Source organism: Allobosea psychrotolerans (assembly GCF_002917105.1).
Classification (GTDB): domain Bacteria; phylum Pseudomonadota; class Alphaproteobacteria; order Rhizobiales; family Beijerinckiaceae; genus Allobosea; species Allobosea psychrotolerans.
In genome coordinates, this window is the sequence record NZ_PQFZ01000004.1 from 184,755 (window position 1) to 202,624 (window position 17,870).

General features: G+C 67.2%; 18 protein-coding genes and 1 riboswitch. Of the genes, 11 read left to right on the top strand and 7 right to left on the bottom strand.

Translation table 11 applies throughout. The features are described from left to right. Window positions 1–17 precede the first annotated feature (17 nt). Window positions 18–191, bottom strand: coding sequence for a DUF3309 family protein (locus tag CYD53_RS08960; RefSeq protein WP_103717722.1), 174 nt, complete (start codon window positions 189–191; stop codon window positions 18–20). 95 nt (window positions 192–286) lie between these two features. Further along, a complete protein-coding gene (locus CYD53_RS08965) occupies window positions 287–1,270 on the bottom strand; it encodes a Bug family tripartite tricarboxylate transporter substrate binding protein (protein WP_103717723.1) in 984 nt (327 codons plus the stop codon). Between the two features lie 154 nt (window positions 1,271–1,424). Between CYD53_RS08965 and mepA the strand changes: the two genes are divergently transcribed. Continuing rightward, on the top strand, window positions 1,425–2,372 hold the full coding sequence (gene mepA, locus CYD53_RS08970) for a penicillin-insensitive murein endopeptidase (protein ID WP_103717724.1): 948 nt from the start codon (window positions 1,425–1,427) through the stop codon (window positions 2,370–2,372). A gap of 132 nt (window positions 2,373–2,504) precedes the next feature. Here the strand turns inward: mepA and CYD53_RS08975 are convergent, their stop codons facing one another. Next, entirely contained in the window at window positions 2,505–3,629 is a 1,125-nt protein-coding gene (locus CYD53_RS08975) for an extensin-like domain-containing protein (protein ID WP_103717725.1), read from the bottom strand. Window positions 3,630–3,916: 287 nt separating this feature from the next. Between CYD53_RS08975 and CYD53_RS08980 the strand changes: the two genes are divergently transcribed. Then, the gene (locus CYD53_RS08980; RefSeq protein WP_103717726.1) at window positions 3,917–4,144 is read left to right on the top strand and encodes a DUF2798 domain-containing protein; all 228 of its coding nucleotides are present in this window, start codon (window positions 3,917–3,919) and stop codon (window positions 4,142–4,144) included. Between the two features lies 1 nt (window position 4,145). Continuing rightward, window positions 4,146–5,390, top strand: coding sequence for an amidase (locus CYD53_RS08985; RefSeq protein WP_103717727.1), 1,245 nt, complete (start codon window positions 4,146–4,148; stop codon window positions 5,388–5,390). A gap of 374 nt (window positions 5,391–5,764) precedes the next feature. On the opposite strand, the gene CYD53_RS08990 is transcribed toward CYD53_RS08985, so the two are convergent. Further along, on the bottom strand, window positions 5,765–6,001 hold the full coding sequence (locus tag CYD53_RS08990; protein WP_146055861.1) for a hypothetical protein: 237 nt from the start codon (window positions 5,999–6,001) through the stop codon (window positions 5,765–5,767). Between the two features lie 302 nt (window positions 6,002–6,303). Between CYD53_RS08990 and CYD53_RS08995 the strand changes: the two genes are divergently transcribed. From CYD53_RS08995 to CYD53_RS09005, 3 genes are all read left to right on the top strand, one after another. Then, complete coding sequence (locus tag CYD53_RS08995) at window positions 6,304–7,281, top strand: Tim44 domain-containing protein (protein WP_103717729.1); 978 nt, start codon at window positions 6,304–6,306, stop codon at window positions 7,279–7,281. Window positions 7,282–7,437: 156 nt separating this feature from the next. Continuing rightward, window positions 7,438–8,244: a 4-hydroxy-tetrahydrodipicolinate reductase gene (dapB, locus tag CYD53_RS09000; RefSeq protein ID WP_103717950.1), complete on the top strand. Its 807-nt coding sequence runs from the start codon at window positions 7,438–7,440 to the stop codon at window positions 8,242–8,244. Between the two features lie 10 nt (window positions 8,245–8,254). After that, window positions 8,255–8,875, top strand: coding sequence for an alpha-ketoglutarate-dependent dioxygenase AlkB family protein (locus tag CYD53_RS09005; RefSeq protein ID WP_103717730.1), 621 nt, complete (start codon window positions 8,255–8,257; stop codon window positions 8,873–8,875). A gap of 54 nt (window positions 8,876–8,929) precedes the next feature. On the opposite strand, the gene CYD53_RS09010 is transcribed toward CYD53_RS09005, so the two are convergent. From CYD53_RS09010 to CYD53_RS09020, 3 genes are all read right to left on the bottom strand, one after another. Then, the gene (locus tag CYD53_RS09010) at window positions 8,930–9,550 is read right to left on the bottom strand and encodes a trimeric intracellular cation channel family protein (protein WP_103717731.1); all 621 of its coding nucleotides are present in this window, start codon (window positions 9,548–9,550) and stop codon (window positions 8,930–8,932) included. Window positions 9,551–9,553: 3 nt separating this feature from the next. Further along, a complete protein-coding gene (gene grpE, locus CYD53_RS09015) occupies window positions 9,554–10,168 on the bottom strand; it encodes a nucleotide exchange factor GrpE (protein ID WP_103717732.1) in 615 nt (204 codons plus the stop codon). A 108-nt stretch (window positions 10,169–10,276) separates the two neighbouring features. Continuing rightward, complete coding sequence (locus tag CYD53_RS09020) at window positions 10,277–13,042, bottom strand: [protein-PII] uridylyltransferase (protein ID WP_103717951.1); 2,766 nt, start codon at window positions 13,040–13,042, stop codon at window positions 10,277–10,279. A 206-nt stretch (window positions 13,043–13,248) separates the two neighbouring features. Beyond that, a riboswitch (SAM riboswitch) is annotated at window positions 13,249–13,326 on the top strand. Between the two features lie 51 nt (window positions 13,327–13,377). On the opposite strand from CYD53_RS09020, the gene CYD53_RS09025 reads away from it, so the two are divergent. The 5 genes from CYD53_RS09025 (at window position 13,378) to CYD53_RS09045 (ending at window position 17,868) form a co-directional block, all read left to right on the top strand. Beyond that, a complete protein-coding gene (locus CYD53_RS09025; RefSeq protein WP_103717733.1) occupies window positions 13,378–14,349 on the top strand; it encodes an aliphatic sulfonate ABC transporter substrate-binding protein in 972 nt (323 codons plus the stop codon). Window positions 14,350–14,364: 15 nt separating this feature from the next. Next, window positions 14,365–15,207: an ABC transporter permease gene (locus CYD53_RS09030; protein ID WP_103717734.1), complete on the top strand. Its 843-nt coding sequence runs from the start codon at window positions 14,365–14,367 to the stop codon at window positions 15,205–15,207. Between the two features lie 12 nt (window positions 15,208–15,219). Further along, window positions 15,220–16,002, top strand: coding sequence for an ABC transporter ATP-binding protein (locus tag CYD53_RS09035; RefSeq protein WP_103717735.1), 783 nt, complete (start codon window positions 15,220–15,222; stop codon window positions 16,000–16,002). A 211-nt stretch (window positions 16,003–16,213) separates the two neighbouring features. Beyond that, window positions 16,214–16,723, top strand: coding sequence for an OsmC family protein (locus CYD53_RS09040; RefSeq protein WP_103717736.1), 510 nt, complete (start codon window positions 16,214–16,216; stop codon window positions 16,721–16,723). A gap of 143 nt (window positions 16,724–16,866) precedes the next feature. Then, window positions 16,867–17,868 (top strand): alpha/beta fold hydrolase, encoded by a 1,002-nt coding sequence (locus CYD53_RS09045; RefSeq protein WP_103717737.1) that lies wholly within the window; start codon window positions 16,867–16,869, stop codon window positions 17,866–17,868. The last annotated feature ends 2 nt before the right edge of the window (window positions 17,869–17,870 follow it).

Genomic DNA, 17,870 nt, shown 5'->3' on the forward strand with positions numbered 1-17,870 from the left:
CAGCGGAGCGGTGTCGGTCAGACTCGTACGGGCACGCCGCCGATCGCGCCGAGCAGCCACAAGATCACGGCGATGACGAGCACGAGGCCAAGCACGCCGCCGAGGCCGGTCGTGCCGTAGCTGCGATGGCCGTAATACCCTCCGCCGCCGAGCAGCAGCAGGAGCACCAGGATGATGACGAGGGTGGACATGGGACGTTCCTTCTCCAGGAGGCCCGCCGGCCTGCATCGGCGGGATATGGCAGGAGAACGTCAGCCTCACCCCGCAAGTTCCGTGGATGGCGCGCCTATTCGGCCCTGATTCCGACCTCCTTGATCAGGTCGCCCCATTTCTTCTGCTCGGACTGCACGAAGGCTGCGAGCTCCGCCGGTGTATTGCCGACGGGCTCGGCCGCCAGCAGATCCATCTTGGCGCGGACGCCGGGATCCGCGATCGCGGCCTTGGTGTCGGACTGGACCCTGTCGATGATCGGCTTGGGCGTCTTCGCCGGTGCAAACAGTGCAAACCAGGACGAGACGTCGAAGCCGGGCACGACATCGGCGATCGGCGCGAATTCCTGGGCTGTCGGGGAGCGTGTCGCGGTGGTGACGCCGAAGCCGCGGATCGAGCCGGCCCGCGCCTGCGGCAGGGCCGAGGTGATGTTGTCGAACATCAGGTCGACGCGCCCGCCGATCAGATCCTGGATCGCCTGAGACGAGCCGCGATAGGGCACATGCACCATCTTCGTGCCGGTCAGCTTCTGGAACAATTCACCGGCGAGGTGGATCGAGGTGCCGACGCCCGAGGAGGCGTAGCTAAGCTTGCCGGGATTGGCCCTGGCGTAGGCGACGAGCTCGGCGGTGTCCTTGACCGGGAGCCCCTTGCTGACCACGAGGAGGTTCGGCACCATCGCGACCATGGTGATCGGGCTGAGGTCCTTGATCGGGTCGTAATTGACCTTGGCGTAGAGATACGGGTTCGCGACGAGCCCGACTGAGCAGATCAAGAGCGTGTCGCCGTTGGGCTCCGACCGCGTCGCCGCGTCGACGCCGATATTACCGCCCGCGCCCGGCCGGTTCTCGACGACGAGATTCGTGCTCCAGGCATGGCCGAGCTTGTCGGCCACGAGCCGGCCCAGAATATCGGTCGCACCGCCGGGCGGGAACGGTACGATGAGCTTGATCGTGCGGCCCTGCGGCCAAGGCGCCTGAGCGAAAGCGGCCTGCGGCAGGGCGAAGCCCGCGCCAAGCGCGCCGAGCATGGCGCGGCGGTCGATCGTGAAATCGGTCATGATATGTGGTCCTTCCCTGGACGCAGGGATGCGGGACGTGCCGCCCGCTTGCTGCTTGCCCGCAAGGCTGCCGTCTCGGCCGGGACTTGTCCACCGGCATTTGCGCCTGCGTCCGGCCTTGACCTTTGGGGGGCAACGCGCCGATTCTCAGCCCATGCGCGTCCTGAATCGTCGAATCGCCGCCGTCTTCGTCCTGCTCTCGGGCATCGTCGTCCCCGCCCTCGCCCATGCGCAGGATACGGCCGATGAGGAGGCGCGGCGCCGCGCTGCCAATATCGCGGCTTTTCCCGATGCGGCGCGCGCGCTTTTTGGCCAGAAGACCGCGCCGGCGGATATGCGCGCCCGTGCCATCGGCTCCTACGCGCGCGGCTGCCTGGCGGGCGCGACCGCTTTACCGGTCGACGGCCCGAGCTGGCAGGTGATGCGGCTCAACCGCAACCGCAACTGGGGCCATCCGGTCCTGATCGACTATCTCGAAAAGCTCGCCCACGACGTGCCGAGGATCAATGGCTGGCCTGGAATCCTGGTCGGCGACATCTCTCAGCCGCGCGGCGGGCCGATGCTGACCGGCCATGCCTCGCACCAGATCGGCCTCGACGCCGATCTCTGGCTGACGCCGATGCCCAGGGCGCGGCTGGACCGCAACGAGCGCGAGAACATGCCGGCCGTCAACATGGCCCGCGCCGACTGGCGCGACATCGATCCGAAGAACTGGACGCCGGCGCAGACCAAGCTGATCAGGACCGTCGCCAGCGAGCCGCGCGTCGAGCGCATCTTCGTCAACCCGGCGCTGAAAGTGGCGCTCTGCCGCGAGGCTGGGAGCGACCGCACCTGGCTCAACAAGGTCAGGCCGATGTGGGGCCACAACTACCATTTCCATGTCCGGATGGTCTGCCCGGCGGGAATGGAGGGCTGCCAGGGGCAGGAGCCGCCCAATTTCGGCGATGGCTGCGGCGAGGAGCTCTCGGGCTGGATCGAGCGCCAGCGCACCGCCTTCTTCGCGCCGAAGAAGCCGCGCACCGGCCCGGCGCCGAAGCCCAAGCCGCCGATGTCGCTCGATGCGTTGCCAGCCGAGTGCCGGCAGGTGCTGGTGTCGCGCTGAATGGCCTTTCCCGTCATTGCGAGGAGCGCAGCGACGAAGCAATCCAGTGGGGCATAGCGCTCCATGAGACTGGATTGCTTCGGTTCCTGCTCGCAATGACGTGGCGCGGTCAATCGGAGGCCTGGTTTCAGCTTACCGGCGCTGCGTCCGTCCTGAGCTATAGGCAAACGGATCGTTCTGCGGCGTGATCACAGGCTTGGCCTGCTCCATGCCTTCCTGGTCGAGCACGCCGGTGCCCTCATCGTCGCCGACGATGATCTCTTCCGTCGGCGGCACCGAGCCCGGCAGCGTCAGCGGGCCGCGCTGTTCGCTCGGCAGCGGCTGCGGCCGGTAGCGCGACTGGTTGAGCGGCTCGCTTGCGGGCTCCTCGATGAAGCGCCTCTGCGTATCGAGGCTCTGGCCGCTGCGGTTGGTCGCGACGGGATAGCCGCCCTGCACCGAGCCCGGCGGCCGCAAGCCGTCGCCCGGCTGGCGCAGCATAGGACCGCCGGCGATGAGTGCGCCGATCTCGTCGCGCTGCTGCCCGCGCTGCACCGACTGATACGGACGCGCCGGATCCGGCGGCGGCAGATTGTAGTTCGGGGTGTATTTGATGACCGGATTGCAGATGTGCCGGCCCTTGGCATGCCGGGCCAGGTCGATATGAATATGGTCGTAGTGGAACACGTTCGAACCCGGCCCGAGAACGGTCGAGAAGTTCTCGCAGGCGCCGACGAACACTTCGCGCAGGAAGTTCTGCTCCTCCGGCGAGCCGCGCCAGCCGTCCTTGACCGTGATGTTGCGCCCGTCATTGAGCCGGAAGGAGAACACGTCCAGCGCATTGCCATAGGCGTGCTCGGAGGTGCGGCTGGTGCCGGTGCCGTTGTTCATGGCGCGGCAGGAATAGGAGCCGGCGCGCATCTCGATGACCTGCGCGCCGAGAACGTTCTGGGCGGCCGGCTGGACGACCTCGGCGAGCCATTTGTCGGTGGTCGCCACGACAGGGCAGGCAAGCGTGGCCGAGCTCGTCAGCCCGATGCCGCCATTGGCGAAGGCTGCGACCTTCAGCGGCTTTTCCATGCCGCAGGTCCCGGGGCCGTCGATCGGCTTGCTGCGCAGGCTGACATAGGAGGAGAGCTGCACCTGGCGCGAGGCCAGGCACTCCGCTTCGGCTTGGTCGCGCCAGGCCGCACGCTGCGGCTTCTGGAATTTTCCGCAGCCGGCAAGGCCGGCGCCGATCACGCCAAGAGCGATGAGGGTGAGGTGAACGCGTCGCATGACCGATCAAATGCGACCCGTTTGGTGAACGGTTTCTCAACCGCCTGAGCCCGCCACGCAACAGCTGGATTAACTTTGGCGCTGCGGTTAACAGGGGCTTAAGGTGCTGTCGAAGCCTCTCCAAAGGTCATCTGACGCCGCTATTGGCCCGCCACGAAGGTGCAAGCGCCGGCGATAGGGAGGCGATGAGCTGCGAGATCGCCGCAGGCGGCCATGCCGGAAAGCAGGCTGGTGCGGCTGGCATGCCGCATGCGAGACAGCATGAAAGGTTCCGGGGATCATCATCCATGACAGGCAAGGCCCGTTTCATCTTTCCCGTGCTCATGGCCGGCGTCATGGCCTTCCTGATGACGGCGCTGGTGACCTACCTCAATCTCGGCTTCCCGCCGGATTTCGTGGCGCAATGGCTGCACGCCTTCGTCATCGCCTGGCCCTGCGCGGCGGGCGCAGCCTTCCTCGCGATCCCGCTCGCGCGGCAAGGGACGGCCCTCATCGTCAAGGTCATTGGAGAATAGCATGCAGAGCTTGCGCGACATCCTGCGCCGGATTGCGGCGGGCGAGATCACGGCAGCAGGCGCGCTGGCGCTGAGCGCCGCGCGGATCGCTGAGTCCGAGTCGTCCATTCTGGCCTTCGCCAGCCGACCGGCCGAGCTTGCCGCCGGGACAGGTCCGCTCGCCGGCATCGCCTGCGGGGTCAAGGACATCATCGATACAGCCGATCTGCCGACGCAGATGGGCTCGGTGATCTATGAGGGCTGGCGGCCGCGCTCCGACGCTGCCGTCGTGATGATGCTGAAGGCGACTGGCGCGACCGTCGCCGGAAAGACCCACACCACGGCCTTCGCCGCCAGCGATCCGGCACCGACCCGCAATCCCCATGACCTTGGCGCGAGCCCCGGCGGGTCCTCCGCAGGTTCGGCTGCGGGCGTGGCAGCCGGCATGATCCCGCTCGCCATCGGCACGCAGACCGGCGGCTCGGTGATCCGGCCGAGCGCCTATTGCGGCGTGGCCGGCATCAAGCCGTCCTATGCGCTGCTGCCGATGGTCGGGGTGAAGCCGTTCTCCTGGTCGCTCGATACGCTGGGCCTGATGGCGGCAAGCGCCGATGATCTCGGCCTGGCGCTTGCCACGATCACGGGCCGACCCGAGCTTGATGCCACAGCGGCGGAGCTGAAGGGCCTGCGCATCGGCGTGACCCGGCAGGATTTTGCCGGCGCGCCCGAGCCGGCGGCTGAGGCGGCGTTGCAACGCTTCTGCGAGATCGCGACCGGCGCCGGGGCGCAAATCGTCGAGCTCGAAAGCCCGCAGGCCCTGTCGGAGGCCTTTCATGCCCATGTGCCGCTGCAGGGCTACGAGGCGACGCAGGCTTTGGCCTGGGAGTATGCCGAGCATCGCGAGCAGATCGCGCCGAAGCTGCGCGCCTATCTCGACGGCGCCCGCAGCGTCACGCCGGCGCAATACGACGAGGCGCGCCGGATCTCGCGGCGTGGCCGCGATGCGGCCCGCGCCTTCTTCGGCCAGGTCGATGTCGTGGTGAGCTATGCCGCCCCGGGCGAGGCGCCCGACACACTGGCCTCGACCGGCGATGCCCGCTTCAACCGGCTCTGGACCCTGCTCGGCGTGCCATGCCTGACGATCCCGGTGATGCGCGGCCCCCGCGGCCTGCCGGTCGGAATTCAGGTGATGAGTGGGTTCGGCGCCGATGATCGTGTCATCGCGGCCGCGAAGGCGCTGGAAACGCGTGTTGAACCAATCCGCTAACCGAAACTGTCCCCAAAACAATTCAATGGTTTAATCAAATTTTAGCCATACTCTTGGCTCCGCCCCCTTCTCGTCACCTTGCCGCCCCCTTGCAGCCTTCGCCAGTTCTGCTAGCCTTGCGACAGGTCAATGACACAGGAGGATGTGATGAGCCTCACGCTACGTCTCGACCGTTTGGTCATGGGTGCGGCCTTCATTTTCATGATGGCAATCGTGCTGGGAGCGTTCTGACAAACGTCAGTCTCGAGTCGAATGGACCACAAGAGCCTTTGACGAGCGCCGCCGGGAAAACGCCTGGCGGCGCTTTCGTTTTGGAGCTTTGACTATGCGTCGGTTTGTCCCGAAAACCGGTTCCCCCTTTTCGGGCCGATACTTTAGCTTTCCGGGCAGGGGTTCTCGGTGACCTCCCAGGACATCATGTTGATGACCCGGCCACAGGCGGCCAACCGCCGCCCCTGTGTCGTCCTGATGCAGGCGATGGCGCCTTCGGCGATCTTGCGGCCCTCGCTCCAGCAGTAGCAGAGCGGTTCGGGCGACTGCGCCAGACGCGGCGGATCGAAGGGTATGGCGCGGTCTTCGGCCCGGGCCGACGCGCCGAGCAAGAGCAACAAGGCCAAAGCCGCAGGCCAAGGCCGCGGTGAACAAGCCTGCGGTGACCAACCCTGCAGCGACCAAGGCGGCAGCAGCGCCGGAACCAGTCCCGATGAGATCCTGCGCATGGCTCGATCCCTCCGCTGCCGGCCGGGCCGGTCAAGCAGGGCGAAACTAGCACGACTCCAGATGGCTCTCAAATCCTTTGCTGGAGCGATCTACGACTTTAGTCGTAGATACTTGGCGAAATCGGTCTTGTAACCGCAATGATGGCCGACCATATTGGCTGCAAGAGAGCCCGAGGCGGGCTCCGGGAGGAACCATGTCTTTGATTTCGCTCGCCCGGCGTGGCCGGGCCATCGCTTTTCTCGCTGGTGCGCTGCTGATCGTCCCCGTGGTCGCCGAGGCGCGGCCTGGCGGTGGCAAGAGCTTCGGCAGCCGCGGCTCGCGCACCGAATCGGCGCCGTCGCGCACGGATACGGCCCCCAACGGGGCGCAGCCCTTCCAGCGCAGCGCGACGCCGTCGCCTGCCGCTCCGATGGCGGGCGCTGCCGGCGCAGCCGCCGCTCAGGCTGCCAGGCCTTCGATGGCGCGCAACCTGATGATGGGTCTCGGCGCCGGCCTGCTCGGCGCGGGGCTGTTCGGCATGCTGTCGGGCTCCGGCTTCTTCAGCGGCCTGGCCTCGCTTGCCGGTGTTTTCGGCTTCCTGATGCAGATCGCGTTGATCGGCGGCCTGATCTGGCTGGCCCTGCGCTTCTTCCGTCGCCGTTCCGAGCCGCAACTCGCCGGCGCCGGTGCGCCGCTGCCGCGCGAGGCTTACCAGCCGCAGGCCCAGAACCAGGCCGCCCGCATGGGCATGATGGGCGGCGGCTCCGCCGCGCCGCAGACCCAGCCGATCCAGCTGACGGGCGAGGATTTCAACGCCTTCGAGCGTCTGCTGACTGAGGTCAACGCGGCCTATTCGAATGAGGACGAGGCTGGCCTGCGCCAGCGCGTCACGCCGGAGATGTTCGGCTACTTCGACGAGGATCTCTCGGGCAACGCCAAGAAGGGCCTTGTCGACCGCGTCTCCGAGGTGAAGCTGCTGAAGGGCGACCTTGCGGAAGCCTGGCGCGAGGGCGATGCCGACTACGCCACGGTCGCGATGCGCTTCAGCCTGATCAACGCGCTGTATGAGCGCGCCAGCGGCAAGGTCGTCGATGGCAACGCCACCATTCCCCAGGAGGTCACCGAACACTGGACCTTCCTGCGCGAGCGCGGCGGCGCCTGGAAGCTCTCGGGGATCCAGGCCGCGGCCTGAGCCGAAGCCTGATCCAACGATACCGAATGATAGGACGGCCGGGGCAACCCGGCCGTTTTTCGTTGGAGCCGGGTTTTGGGTGTCGCGCCTGTCCGATTCATCCTATAGGCGGGCGGATAGGCCAACCTGCTTTCCGGAGTTCTCCTCATGAGCGACATGCGTCTTGTCGTCGTCGGCGCCGCCGGGCGCATGGGCCGGATGCTGATCAAAGCCATCCATGAGACTCCGGGCTGCGTCCTGTCGGCTGCCGTCGAGCGACCGGGTTCGGGTGTGGTCGGTCAGGATGCCGGCCTGCTCGCCGGCTTGCCGGTCTGCGGCGTCGATGTCACCGACGAGGCCCTGCCGGCCTTCGTCGAGGCCGAGGGCGTGCTCGATTTCACGACGCCCGACTCCACGGTCTCCTTCGCTGCTCTCGCCGCGCAGGCACGCATTGCCCATATCGTCGGCACCACCGGCCTGGAGCCGCAGCATCTGGCGAAGCTGGAGGCCGCCGCCCGCCATGCCGCCATCATCCGCTCCGGCAATATGAGCCTCGGCGTCAATCTGCTCGCTGGCCTCGTGCGCAAGGTCGCGGCCACACTCGGCACGGATTGGGACATTGAGATCGTCGAGATGCACCACCGCATGAAGGTCGATGCGCCCTCGGGCACCGCCGTGATGCTGGGCGAGGCGGCCGCAGAGGGCCGGGCGGTCGATCTGGCCGCGACCCGCGTCGCCGTGCGCGACGGCCACACCGGCGCGCGCCAGCCCGGCACGATCGGCTTCGCGGCGCTGCGCGGCGGCACTGTGGTTGGCGACCACAAGGTGATCTTCGCGGGAACCGGCGAACGGCTGGAGCTCTCCCACATCGCGGAGGATCGCAGTCTCTTCGCACAAGGGGCCATCAAGGCCGCGCTCTGGGGCAGGGGCCGCAAGCCTGGGCTCTATTCCATGGCCGATGTGCTCGGGCTCGACAGTCTCTGAGCATCTTGGCATGACGCGCCTCCCGATCGCGCCCGGCGTGGTCCATTGGCCGGGCTATCTCCCGGCCGAGGCGCAGGTCGCGCTCGTCGCCGATCTGCGCGAGGTGGCGCGGCAGGCGCCTTTCTTCTCCCCGCGCATGCCCAGGACCGGAAAACCCTTCTCGGTGCGGATGACCAATTGCGGCTCGCTCGGCTGGGTTTCCGACGAGCGCGGCTACCGCTACCAGCCGCTCCATCCCGAGACGGGCCTGGCCTGGCCTCCCATGCCGGCGCTGCTGACGCAGGCTTGGCGGGAACTCGCGGATTATCCGCATCCGCCCGAGGCCTGCCTGGTCAATTTCTATGAGGCGAGCGCCAAAATGGGCTTGCACCAGGATCGTGACGAGCAGGATTTCGAGGCGCCGGTGCTGTCCCTGTCGCTGGGCGACACCGCCATGTTCCGCATCGGCGGCACGCAGCGGGGCGGCAAGACGGTGTCGCTGAAGCTCGCCTCGGGCGATGCCCTGCTGTTCGGGGGGGAGGCCAGACTCGCCTATCACGGCATCGACCGCATCCTGGCCGGCTCTTCGAGCCTGCTGCCGCAAGGCGGGCGGATCAATCTGACTTTGCGGCGCGTGACCAAGCCAGAGTGACACCCTCCGTCATTGCTTCGTCGCTTTCGCTCCTCGCAATGATGATTGACGCCGTCAGGACGATCCGGAGCCCGGCAGGTTCGGGAACGACCAGCCGAACAGGATCGACCCAGCCCGCAGGCCGAAGGTGGTCACGATGCCGACAAGCATGACGATGACCGGTTCGATCACCAGGCTCGACAGAAGCGCGGTCATCGCTGCCCCTGCGGCTGCGGCCGTGACGTAGAAATCGCGGCTCCACAGCACCATGGGCCGGTCGCCGGCCAGGATGTCGCGCAGGATGCCGCCGAAGGAGGCGGTCATTGCGCCGAGCGCGATCGCTGACAGGGGCGAGATGCCGACATCGAGCGCCTTCAGCGTGCCGGCAACGGCAAAGAGCGCAAGCCCGGCCGAGTCGGCCCAGATCAGCAGGCGCTTGCCGGCCCAGCCATCCAGCATGCCGGGCCTGAAATAGGCGGTGCCCCAGGCTGCAAGCGCGACGCCCGAGCAGACCAGGACATCGGCAGGATCACGCACCCAGAAGACGATGCGCCCGAGCAGAAGATCGCGCAGCGTGCCGCCGCCGACGCCGGTCACCGTCGCGAGCAGGATGAAGCCGAACGGGTCCATGCCCTTGCGGGTCGCGACCAGCGCGCCGGTCAATGCAAAGACGGCGACGCCGGCGGCTTCGAGCACGGCTCAGTGGCCGGACGGAGTGCTGCCGGAGGTGTCCGGGGTCGAAGGTTCCTGCGGCTTGGGCGCGCCGGCGGAGACGCCGACCAGGGCCGGCCGCAGCACGCGCTCGCCGATCTTGTAGCCCGATTGCACGACCTTTGAGACCATGCCCTTGGGTGTTTCGGCATCGGGCGCCTCGAACATGGCCTGATGCAGGTTGGGGTCGAACTTCTCGCCCTGCGGGTCGATCTTGCGCACGCCGTGACGCTCCAGCGTCTTCAGCAGGTCGCGCTCGGTCAGCTCGACGCCCTCGATCAGCGCGGCTAGCGCCGCTTCGGCTGCCGTGCGTGCGGCTTCGGGCACGCTCTCCAGCGCGCGGCGCAGATTGTCGGCCGAGCCCAGCATGTCGCGGGCGAAGCTCGTCACCGCATAGGCCTTGGCGTCGGAGATCTCGCGCTCGGTGCGCCGGCGCAAATTCTCCATGTCGGCGAGCGTGCGCAGCAGCTTGTCCTTGAAGTCGTCGCGCTCCGATTCCAGCCGGGCGAGATTGGCCTCGGCATTGGAGGCGGCTTCATTGGCCAGTTCCTCGCTGGTCGCGGTATCGATCTCGGGCTCTTCTTTCGCAGGCTTCTGCGTCATGGCGTCATCCAATTCCAAATAGATCGCAATCCCAGGCGGATCGGGGGCCCGCGCACGCGAGGGGCGCAACGGCGTTCCGGGCCGATATCGGACTTGTCGCCAGCGAAATCAAGCGCGTGCGGGCGCTTTGGCCTTGGCTGCAGCCGGCTTGTCGTGATCGAAGGCGAAGACGTCGAGCAGCGCTCTGCGGATGGTGAGCTGGCGCGCGGTCGAGACGATCTTCGCCGCCGTCAGGTCGGTGACGTAAAACACGTCGACCGCCTTCTCGCCGAAAGTGGCGATATGGGCCGAAGCGATGTTGAGGTTGAGCTTCCCGATCGCGGTAGTCAAATCGTAGAGCAGGCCGGGCCTGTCCAGCCCCGAGACCTCGAGCACGGTGTGGCGGGCCGAGAGCACATTGTCGATGATGACCTCGGGCGCGAGCTGGAAGGTCTGGCCGCGCGGCGGCGGGGCGCGGCGCTGCGCCACCAGATCCGCGATCTTGATCTCACCCTTCAACGCGCGCTCGATCGCGGCCGCGATCCGCTCGGCCCGGCGCAGTTCGTCGTCGTCCCGGTCGAAGGCGCGCGAGATCGAGATCGTGTCGAGCACGAGCCCGTCGGTGGTGGTGAAGATCTGCGCGTCGGCGATATTGCCGCCGGCGGCTGCGCAGGCTCCGGTGACGATCGCCAGCAGTCGCGGATGGTCAGGCGCCAGGATGGTGAGCTCGGTGATGCCGCGGAACTGGTCGGTCTCGACGGCGGTCGCTGTGGTGCGGCCCTCGCTCTCGGCCTGGCGCAGGAAGCGGGCGTGCTTCTCCTGGCGGGCGAGGTCGGTCTTGATCCAGTAGGGCGGATAATGGCGGGCGAGATAGGCGTTGCGCTCGGTCTCGGGCCAATCGGCGAGCTGTTCCTTCAGCGCATCCTGCTTCTTCTCGACGCGGGCCTTGCGCTCGATCACGGAATAGCCGCCGGCGAGCACGATCTCGGTCTCATAATAGAGCGTGCGCAGGAGCTGGCCCTTCCAGCCGTTCCAGACGCCGGGGCCGACCGCCTTGATGTCGGCGACGGTGAGGATGAGCAGGAGCTTCAACCGCTCCAGCGTCTGCACGGTCGCGGCAAAGGTCTCGATCGTCTTGGGGTCGCCGAGATCGCGGCTCTGGGCGACGGTCGACATGTCGAGATGATGCTCGACCAGCCAGGCGACCGTCTCGGTCTGCGCCTCGCTCAAGCCCAGCCGGGGGCAGAGCTTGCGGGCGATCTTGGCGCCGGCGATCGAGTGGTCCTCGATCCGGCCCTTGGCGATGTCGTGCAGGAACAATGCGACATAAAGCGCGCGGCGGTTGGCGACCGTCGGCATGATCTCGTTGGCCAGCGGATGCTCGATTTCGAGAACGCCGGCATCGATCTCCGCCAGAACGCCGATCGAGCGGATCAGGTGCTCGTCGACTGTATAGTGATGATACATGTTGAACTGCATCATCGCGACGACGCGGCCGAAATCCGGGATGAAGCGCCCGAGCAGCCCCGACTCGTTCATCCGTCGCAGCACCGGCTCCGGCGAGCGCCGCCCGGTCAGGATCTCCAGGAAGATGCGGTTGGCTTCGGGGTCGTGGCGCAATTGCGCGGTGACCAGGCGCAGCGACTGTGTCACCAGCCGGCTGGTGTCGGGGTGGATGGCGATGTCGTCGCGGCTGGCGATCTCATAGAGTCGCAGCAGGTTGACCGGATCGCGCCGGAAGGCGTTGTCGTCGATCACGTTGAGGCGCTGGCTCTTCAGCGTGAAGTCGGGGTGGCCGAGGGCGCGCACGCGTTTGCGCTTGGCGAACGAGCCGAGCAGGCGCGAGAGCGAAGCGCGCGGCTTCTGCTGGCGCGCCTCCAGGGCCGCACAGACGATGGCGGTCAGATCGCCGACATCCTTGGCGACGAGGAAATAGGCCTTCATGAAGCGTTCGACCGGCGCCTGGCCGCTGCGCCCGGCATAGCCGATCGCGGCGGCGACCTGGCGCTGGAGGTCGAAGGACAGGCGCTCCTCGGCCCGGCCGGTGATGAAATGCATCCAGCAGCGCACGCGCCAGAGGAACTCCTCCGAACGCTGGAACATCACGAGTTCCTTGCGGTCGAACAGGCCGGCTGCGACCAGTTCGCTGACATCATCGACGCGATAGGCGTATTTCGCGATCCAGAACAGGGTGTTGAGGTCGCGCAGGCCGCCCTTGCCGTCCTTGACGTTGGGCTCGACCAGATAGCGCGACGTGCCGGCGCGGCGCACGCGCGTCTCGCGCTCGGCGAGCTTGGCCTCGGTGAAGGCCGGAGCGGTGCCCTCCACCACCTCGGCCCCGAAGCGGCGCACCATCTCGTCGAAGAGCGATCTGTCGCCGATAAGGAAACGCGCTTCGAGCAGCGCGGTCCGGATCGTCATGTCGGCGCGCGCCTCGCGCATGCAGTCATCGATCGAGCGCACGGAGTGGCCGACCTTCAGCTTCAGGTCCCAGAGCGGGTAGAGCATCGCCTCGACCACGCTCTCGCCCCAGGCGGTCTGCTTGTGCGGGAACAGGAACAGCAGGTCGACATCGGAGCCGGGCGCGAGCGTGCCGCGCCCATAGCCGCCGACCGCGACGACGGCGATGCGCTCGGATTGCGACGGGTTGACCGCCTGGTAGAAATGCTCGCTCGCCGCGATATGCAGGCAGGCGATGATCCCGTCCATCGTCGCGGAGATGCGCTCGGCGCAGGCTAATCCGTTGCGCGGGCCGGCGAGCAGATCCTTGGCCGAGGCGTGGCCTTCCTCGAGCACGCCGCGCAGATGCGCCACCAGCGCCTGGCGCATCTCTGCGGTGGAGGGCTTGCCCAATCGGGCGATGAGGTTCGCGACGGCCCGGGCGGGGTTCTCCAGCACCTCGGCGAGCGCGAGGCGCGGCTGATCGGCGACGGACACGGCGGCTCACCCTCGATTCCGGGCCATGCGGCCTCGGCCCATTCCGCTCGTTAACATGCCGGCGGGATTCGCAAAGCAGATAAATTATACATTACCAACATGTGTAATTTACAATTCAACATCACAAGATGTCGTGTTTGACAAACAGAACGAGCGGACCTAAAAGACGGATACGCGCCGATTTGAGCCAGCAGCTTGCGGGCGCGAAATAAATGCAGCTAAAGCGTCGGGGCCAAGGGCAGGCTTGCGAGTCTGCTCCGATCCCTGCGCGTCATCGCAACAAGGGATCGATCATGAGCATTATCACCCGCCGCCTCGCCATCGCCGGTTTCGCCGCCGCCTCGCTCGCTCTGGGCGCCCCATCCGCCTTTGCGCAGGCCCCCAAGGAAATCCGCATCGACTACGCGACCTACAACCCCGTCAGCCTCGTGCTGAAGGAGCGCGGCATCCTCGAAAAGGCGCTCGCCCCCGAGGGCATCGCGGTGCGCTGGGTCCAGTCGGCCGGCTCCAACAAGGCGCTCGAATTCCTCAATGCCGGCTCGCTCGATTTCGGCTCGACCGCAGGTGCCGCCGCCCTGATCGGCAAGGTCAACGGCAACCCGATCAAGTCGATCTATGTCTATTCGCGGCCGGAATGGACCGCCCTCGTCACTGGCGCCAGGAGCGAGATCAGCAAGGTCGCCGATCTCAAGGGCAAGCGCGTTGCCGTGACGCGCGGCACCGACCCGCATATCTTCCTGGTCAGGGCGCTGGCCGAGGCCAGGCTGACCGAGAAGGACGTCAAGCTCGTCCTGCTGCAGCATGCCGATGGTCGGCTTGCTCTGGAGCGCGGCGATGTCGACGCCTGGGCCGGGCTCGACCCGCTGATGGCGGCGGCCGAGGTCGAGAGCGGCGCAAGACTCTTCCACCGCAAGGCGCAGGACAACACCTGGGGCATCCTCAATGTCCGCGAGGCCTTCGCCAGGGAAAATCCGGCCCTCGTGCGCAAGGTCACCGCCGCCTATGAGGAGGCGCGCGCCTATGCGCTCGCCAACCCGGCGGAGCTGAAGAAGACGCTGATCGACTACACCAAGCTCTCGGATGCCGTGATCGCGCGCCAGCTCACCCGCACCGAGCTGACGCATTCCAGCATCGGCCAGGCGCAGGCCGATACGATCATCGCCGCCGGCCTCGCCCTGAAGGAAGCCGGCGTGCTGCCCGCGACGACCGACATCAAGGCGGTCGTCGACGACCTGCTTGACCGGCGCTTCGCTGCGACCAACTGAGGCGGTCGAGGCGCGATGAGCACGCTGGAGATCGCGGCCGCGACGCAGGCGAAAACGACGGGCTCGCCCGGCGCCAGCGCTCGTCGCCCCAGCTCTCGTCGCCTCGGTCTCGCCGGCTGGCTGCTGCCGATCGCGCTCGCCGCGCTTTGGGAGCTGCTGGTCCGGGCCGGCATCGCCAATGGCCGCCTGATGCCGCCGCCCAGCGTGGTCGGGCGGACGCTCTGGGGGCTGGCGGCCTCGGGCGAGCTCCTGACCCATGTCACGGCGACGCTCTGGCGCGTCGCCGCCGGCTTCGGACTGGGCGCAGGCGTCGGCACGGTGCTGGGCGCATTGACGGGCGCGTTGCCTGTTGCGCGCGGCCTGCTCGATCCGACGCTGCAGGCGCTGCGTGCGATCCCCTCGATCGCCTGGGTGCCGCTCTTCATCCTGTGGTTCGGCATCTTCGAGGCCTCGAAGGTCGCGCTGATCGCGGTCGGCGTGTTCTTCCCGGTCTATCTCGGGGTGGCGGCGGCGATCCAGGGCATCGATCGCCGGATCGTCGAGGTCGGCCGCGTCTTCCGGCTCGGCCGGCTCGCCATGGTCCGGCGCGTGCTGCTGCCGGCGATCCTGCCGGCCTGGTTCACCTCGCTGCGCTCAGGGCTAGGCCTCGGCTTCATGTTCGTGGTCGCCGCCGAGATCATGGGCGCGAGCGAGGGCCTCGGTTACCTGCTCGTGGACGGCCAGCAGCTCGGCCGCCCCGACACCATCATCGCGGCCATCATCAGTTTCGCCGTGCTCGGCAAGCTGGCCGACGGGCTGCTGCTCGCCATCACGCGGCCTTTCCTCGCCTGGCAGGATCTCGGCCGCGACACGCTCTGAAAGGCATCCCCGATGCTGAGCTTCGAGACCCTCTCGAAAACCTATGCCGACGGCACGCGCGCCTTGTCGGCGATCACCGCCAGCGTGGCGGCGGGCGAGATCCTCGCCCTCGTCGGCGGCTCCGGCTGCGGCAAGACCACGTTGCTGCGCTTGATCGCGGGCCTCGACCGGCCGAGCGCCGGGCGCATCCTGCTCGATGGCGAGGCGATCCTGGAGCCGCGCGCCGATGTCGGCGTGATCTTCCAGGAGCCGCGATTGTTTCCCTGGCTCAGCGTTGCCGACAATGTCGCCTTCGGGCTCTCGCATCTCTCCGCCTTCGAGCGCGAGGGGCTGGTGACCAATGCGCTCGTCCGCGTCGGGCTCGCCGGCTATGAGAAGCGCTGGCCGCGCGAGCTCTCCGGTGGCCAGCAGCAGCGCATCGCCATCGCCCGGGCGCTGATCACGCGGCCCAAGCTGCTGCTGATGGACGAGCCGTTCTCGGCGCTCGACGCCACGACGCGCGCGAGCCTGCACGGCCATTTGCTGGCGCTCTGGGAGGAAAGCCGGCCGACCGTGGTGATGGTCACGCATGATGTCGAGGAGGCGGTGACCCTGGCCGACCGCATCATCGTGATGCAGCCCAAGCCCGGGCGCATCTTCGACGAGCTCGACAACCCGCTGGCGCGCCCGCGCGACCGGCTCTCGCCCGCCTTCGAAGCGAGCAAGCGCGAGGTTTTGCGCACGCTCGACCGTTCGCTGCGGGACGAGGAGCCGCAGCAGCACAAGACCGCCGAGACGGCGGGGATGTGGTGGTAGGGTGCAGCCCCCGCGCCGGCAGCCTCAGATCACGTTTCTTGCATTCGGACGGAATCGCCCGAATGCAAGAAACGTGATCGATTCTGAGAGTTTAGAGCATTGCTCAAGCGAAAAACCGGTACCCGTTTTTTCGCGCAATGCTCTGGCCTGATCCGGTCGGCGGCACTATCTGCGACGGGCATCGTCGCTTGTCCCCAAGAAGGTTGAAACCATGGATGTCACAGCCCTGCGCGCCCTCCAGGCACCGCTCAAGGACCAGTATCGCGAGACGCCCGATGCGGCCGTCATCACGCTGAAGGCGCGGGGCGAGCTCGACGACCAGCACATCGCCTGCAAGGTCGAGACCGGCCGCGCCATCGCGCTGGCCGGCCTGCACCCGGCGACCGGCGGTTCCGGCGCCGAGCTCTGCTCCGGCGACATGCTGCTCGAGGCGCTCGTCGCCTGCGCCGGCGTAACGCTCAAGGCGGTCGCGACCGCGCTCGAGATTGAATTGAAGAAGGGCACTGTCCGGGCCGAGGGCGATCTCGATTTCCGCGGCACGCTGGGCGTCGCCAAGGACGCGCCCGTCGGCTTCAAGGCGATCCGCCTCTCCTTCGATGTTGAGACCGACGCTCCGCAGGAGAAGCTCGACACGCTGCTGAAGCTGACCGAGCGCTATTGCGTGGTGTTCCAGACCTTGAATGTGAAGCCGGAGCTCTCAGCGGCACTGAACCGCGGCTGAGCCTGTCCGCGATCCGTCAACGCGCTCCGGCCTTCCGCAGCGTTCGCTCCGCAGATCGTGATCCGGGCTGGGCGAGATGGCGGAAGCCGAGCGGGCTTTCGCGGACTATCAGGGCGTCCGCATCTTTGACGGAAGGACGCCCCATGCGTATCGCCACCGCCGCCGCCATTCTGCTTGCCCTGGCGGCGCCGGCCAGCGCCCAGCAAACGGGCGTTGCCGCCTATGGGGCCCGGCTGGAAGGGTTCGATTACGCCTATCCGGTCAAGGTCCACGGCTTCATCTCGCAGCGTCAGCCGCTCGAGATGGCCTATCTCGACATTCCGGCGAGCGGCCAGGCGAATGGTCAGACCGTCATGCTCCTGCATGGCAAGAATTTCTGCGCCGGAACCTGGGACGCGACCATCAAGGTCCTGACGCAGGCCGGTTACCGCGTCGTGGCGCCCGACCAGATCGGCTTCTGCAAATCATCCAAGCCGGCGGGCTACCAGTTCAGCTTTCAGCAATTGGCGGCCAATACGGCCGGGCTGCTGAAGGAGCTCGGCATTCAGCGCGCCATCGTCGTGGGGCACTCGATGGGCGGCATGCTCGCGGCGCGCTACGCGCTGATGTATCCTGGAACTGTCGAGCGCCTCGTGCTGGTCGATCCTCTCGGGCTTGAGGACTGGCAGGCGAAGGGCGTTCCCTATGCCACGCTCGACGCAGCCTTTCAGGGCGAGCTGAAGACGAGCTTCGAGAGCATCAAGGCCTACCAGCAGCGCTTCTACTACAACGGCAACTGGAAGCCCGAATACGACCAATGGGTCGCGATGCTCGCGGGAATGTATGCCGGCGACGGCAAGCAGGCGGTTGCCTGGAATCAGGCGCAGACCTCGGACATGGTCTTCACCCAGCCGGTCGTCCATGATTTCCCGAATATCCGGGTGCCGACGGCCCTGATGATCGGCGGCAAGGACCGCACCGCTCCGGGAGCCAACCGCGCCACGCCCGAGTTGCAGAAGACCCTCGGCCTCTATCAACAGCTTGGACGGGAGGCTGCCAAGGCCATTCCCGATGCGCGGCTCGTCGAATTCCCCGAGCTTGGCCATTCCCCGCAGGTCGAGGCTCCCGAGGAATTCCACAAGGTGCTGCTCCGGCTGCTCAGGTAAAT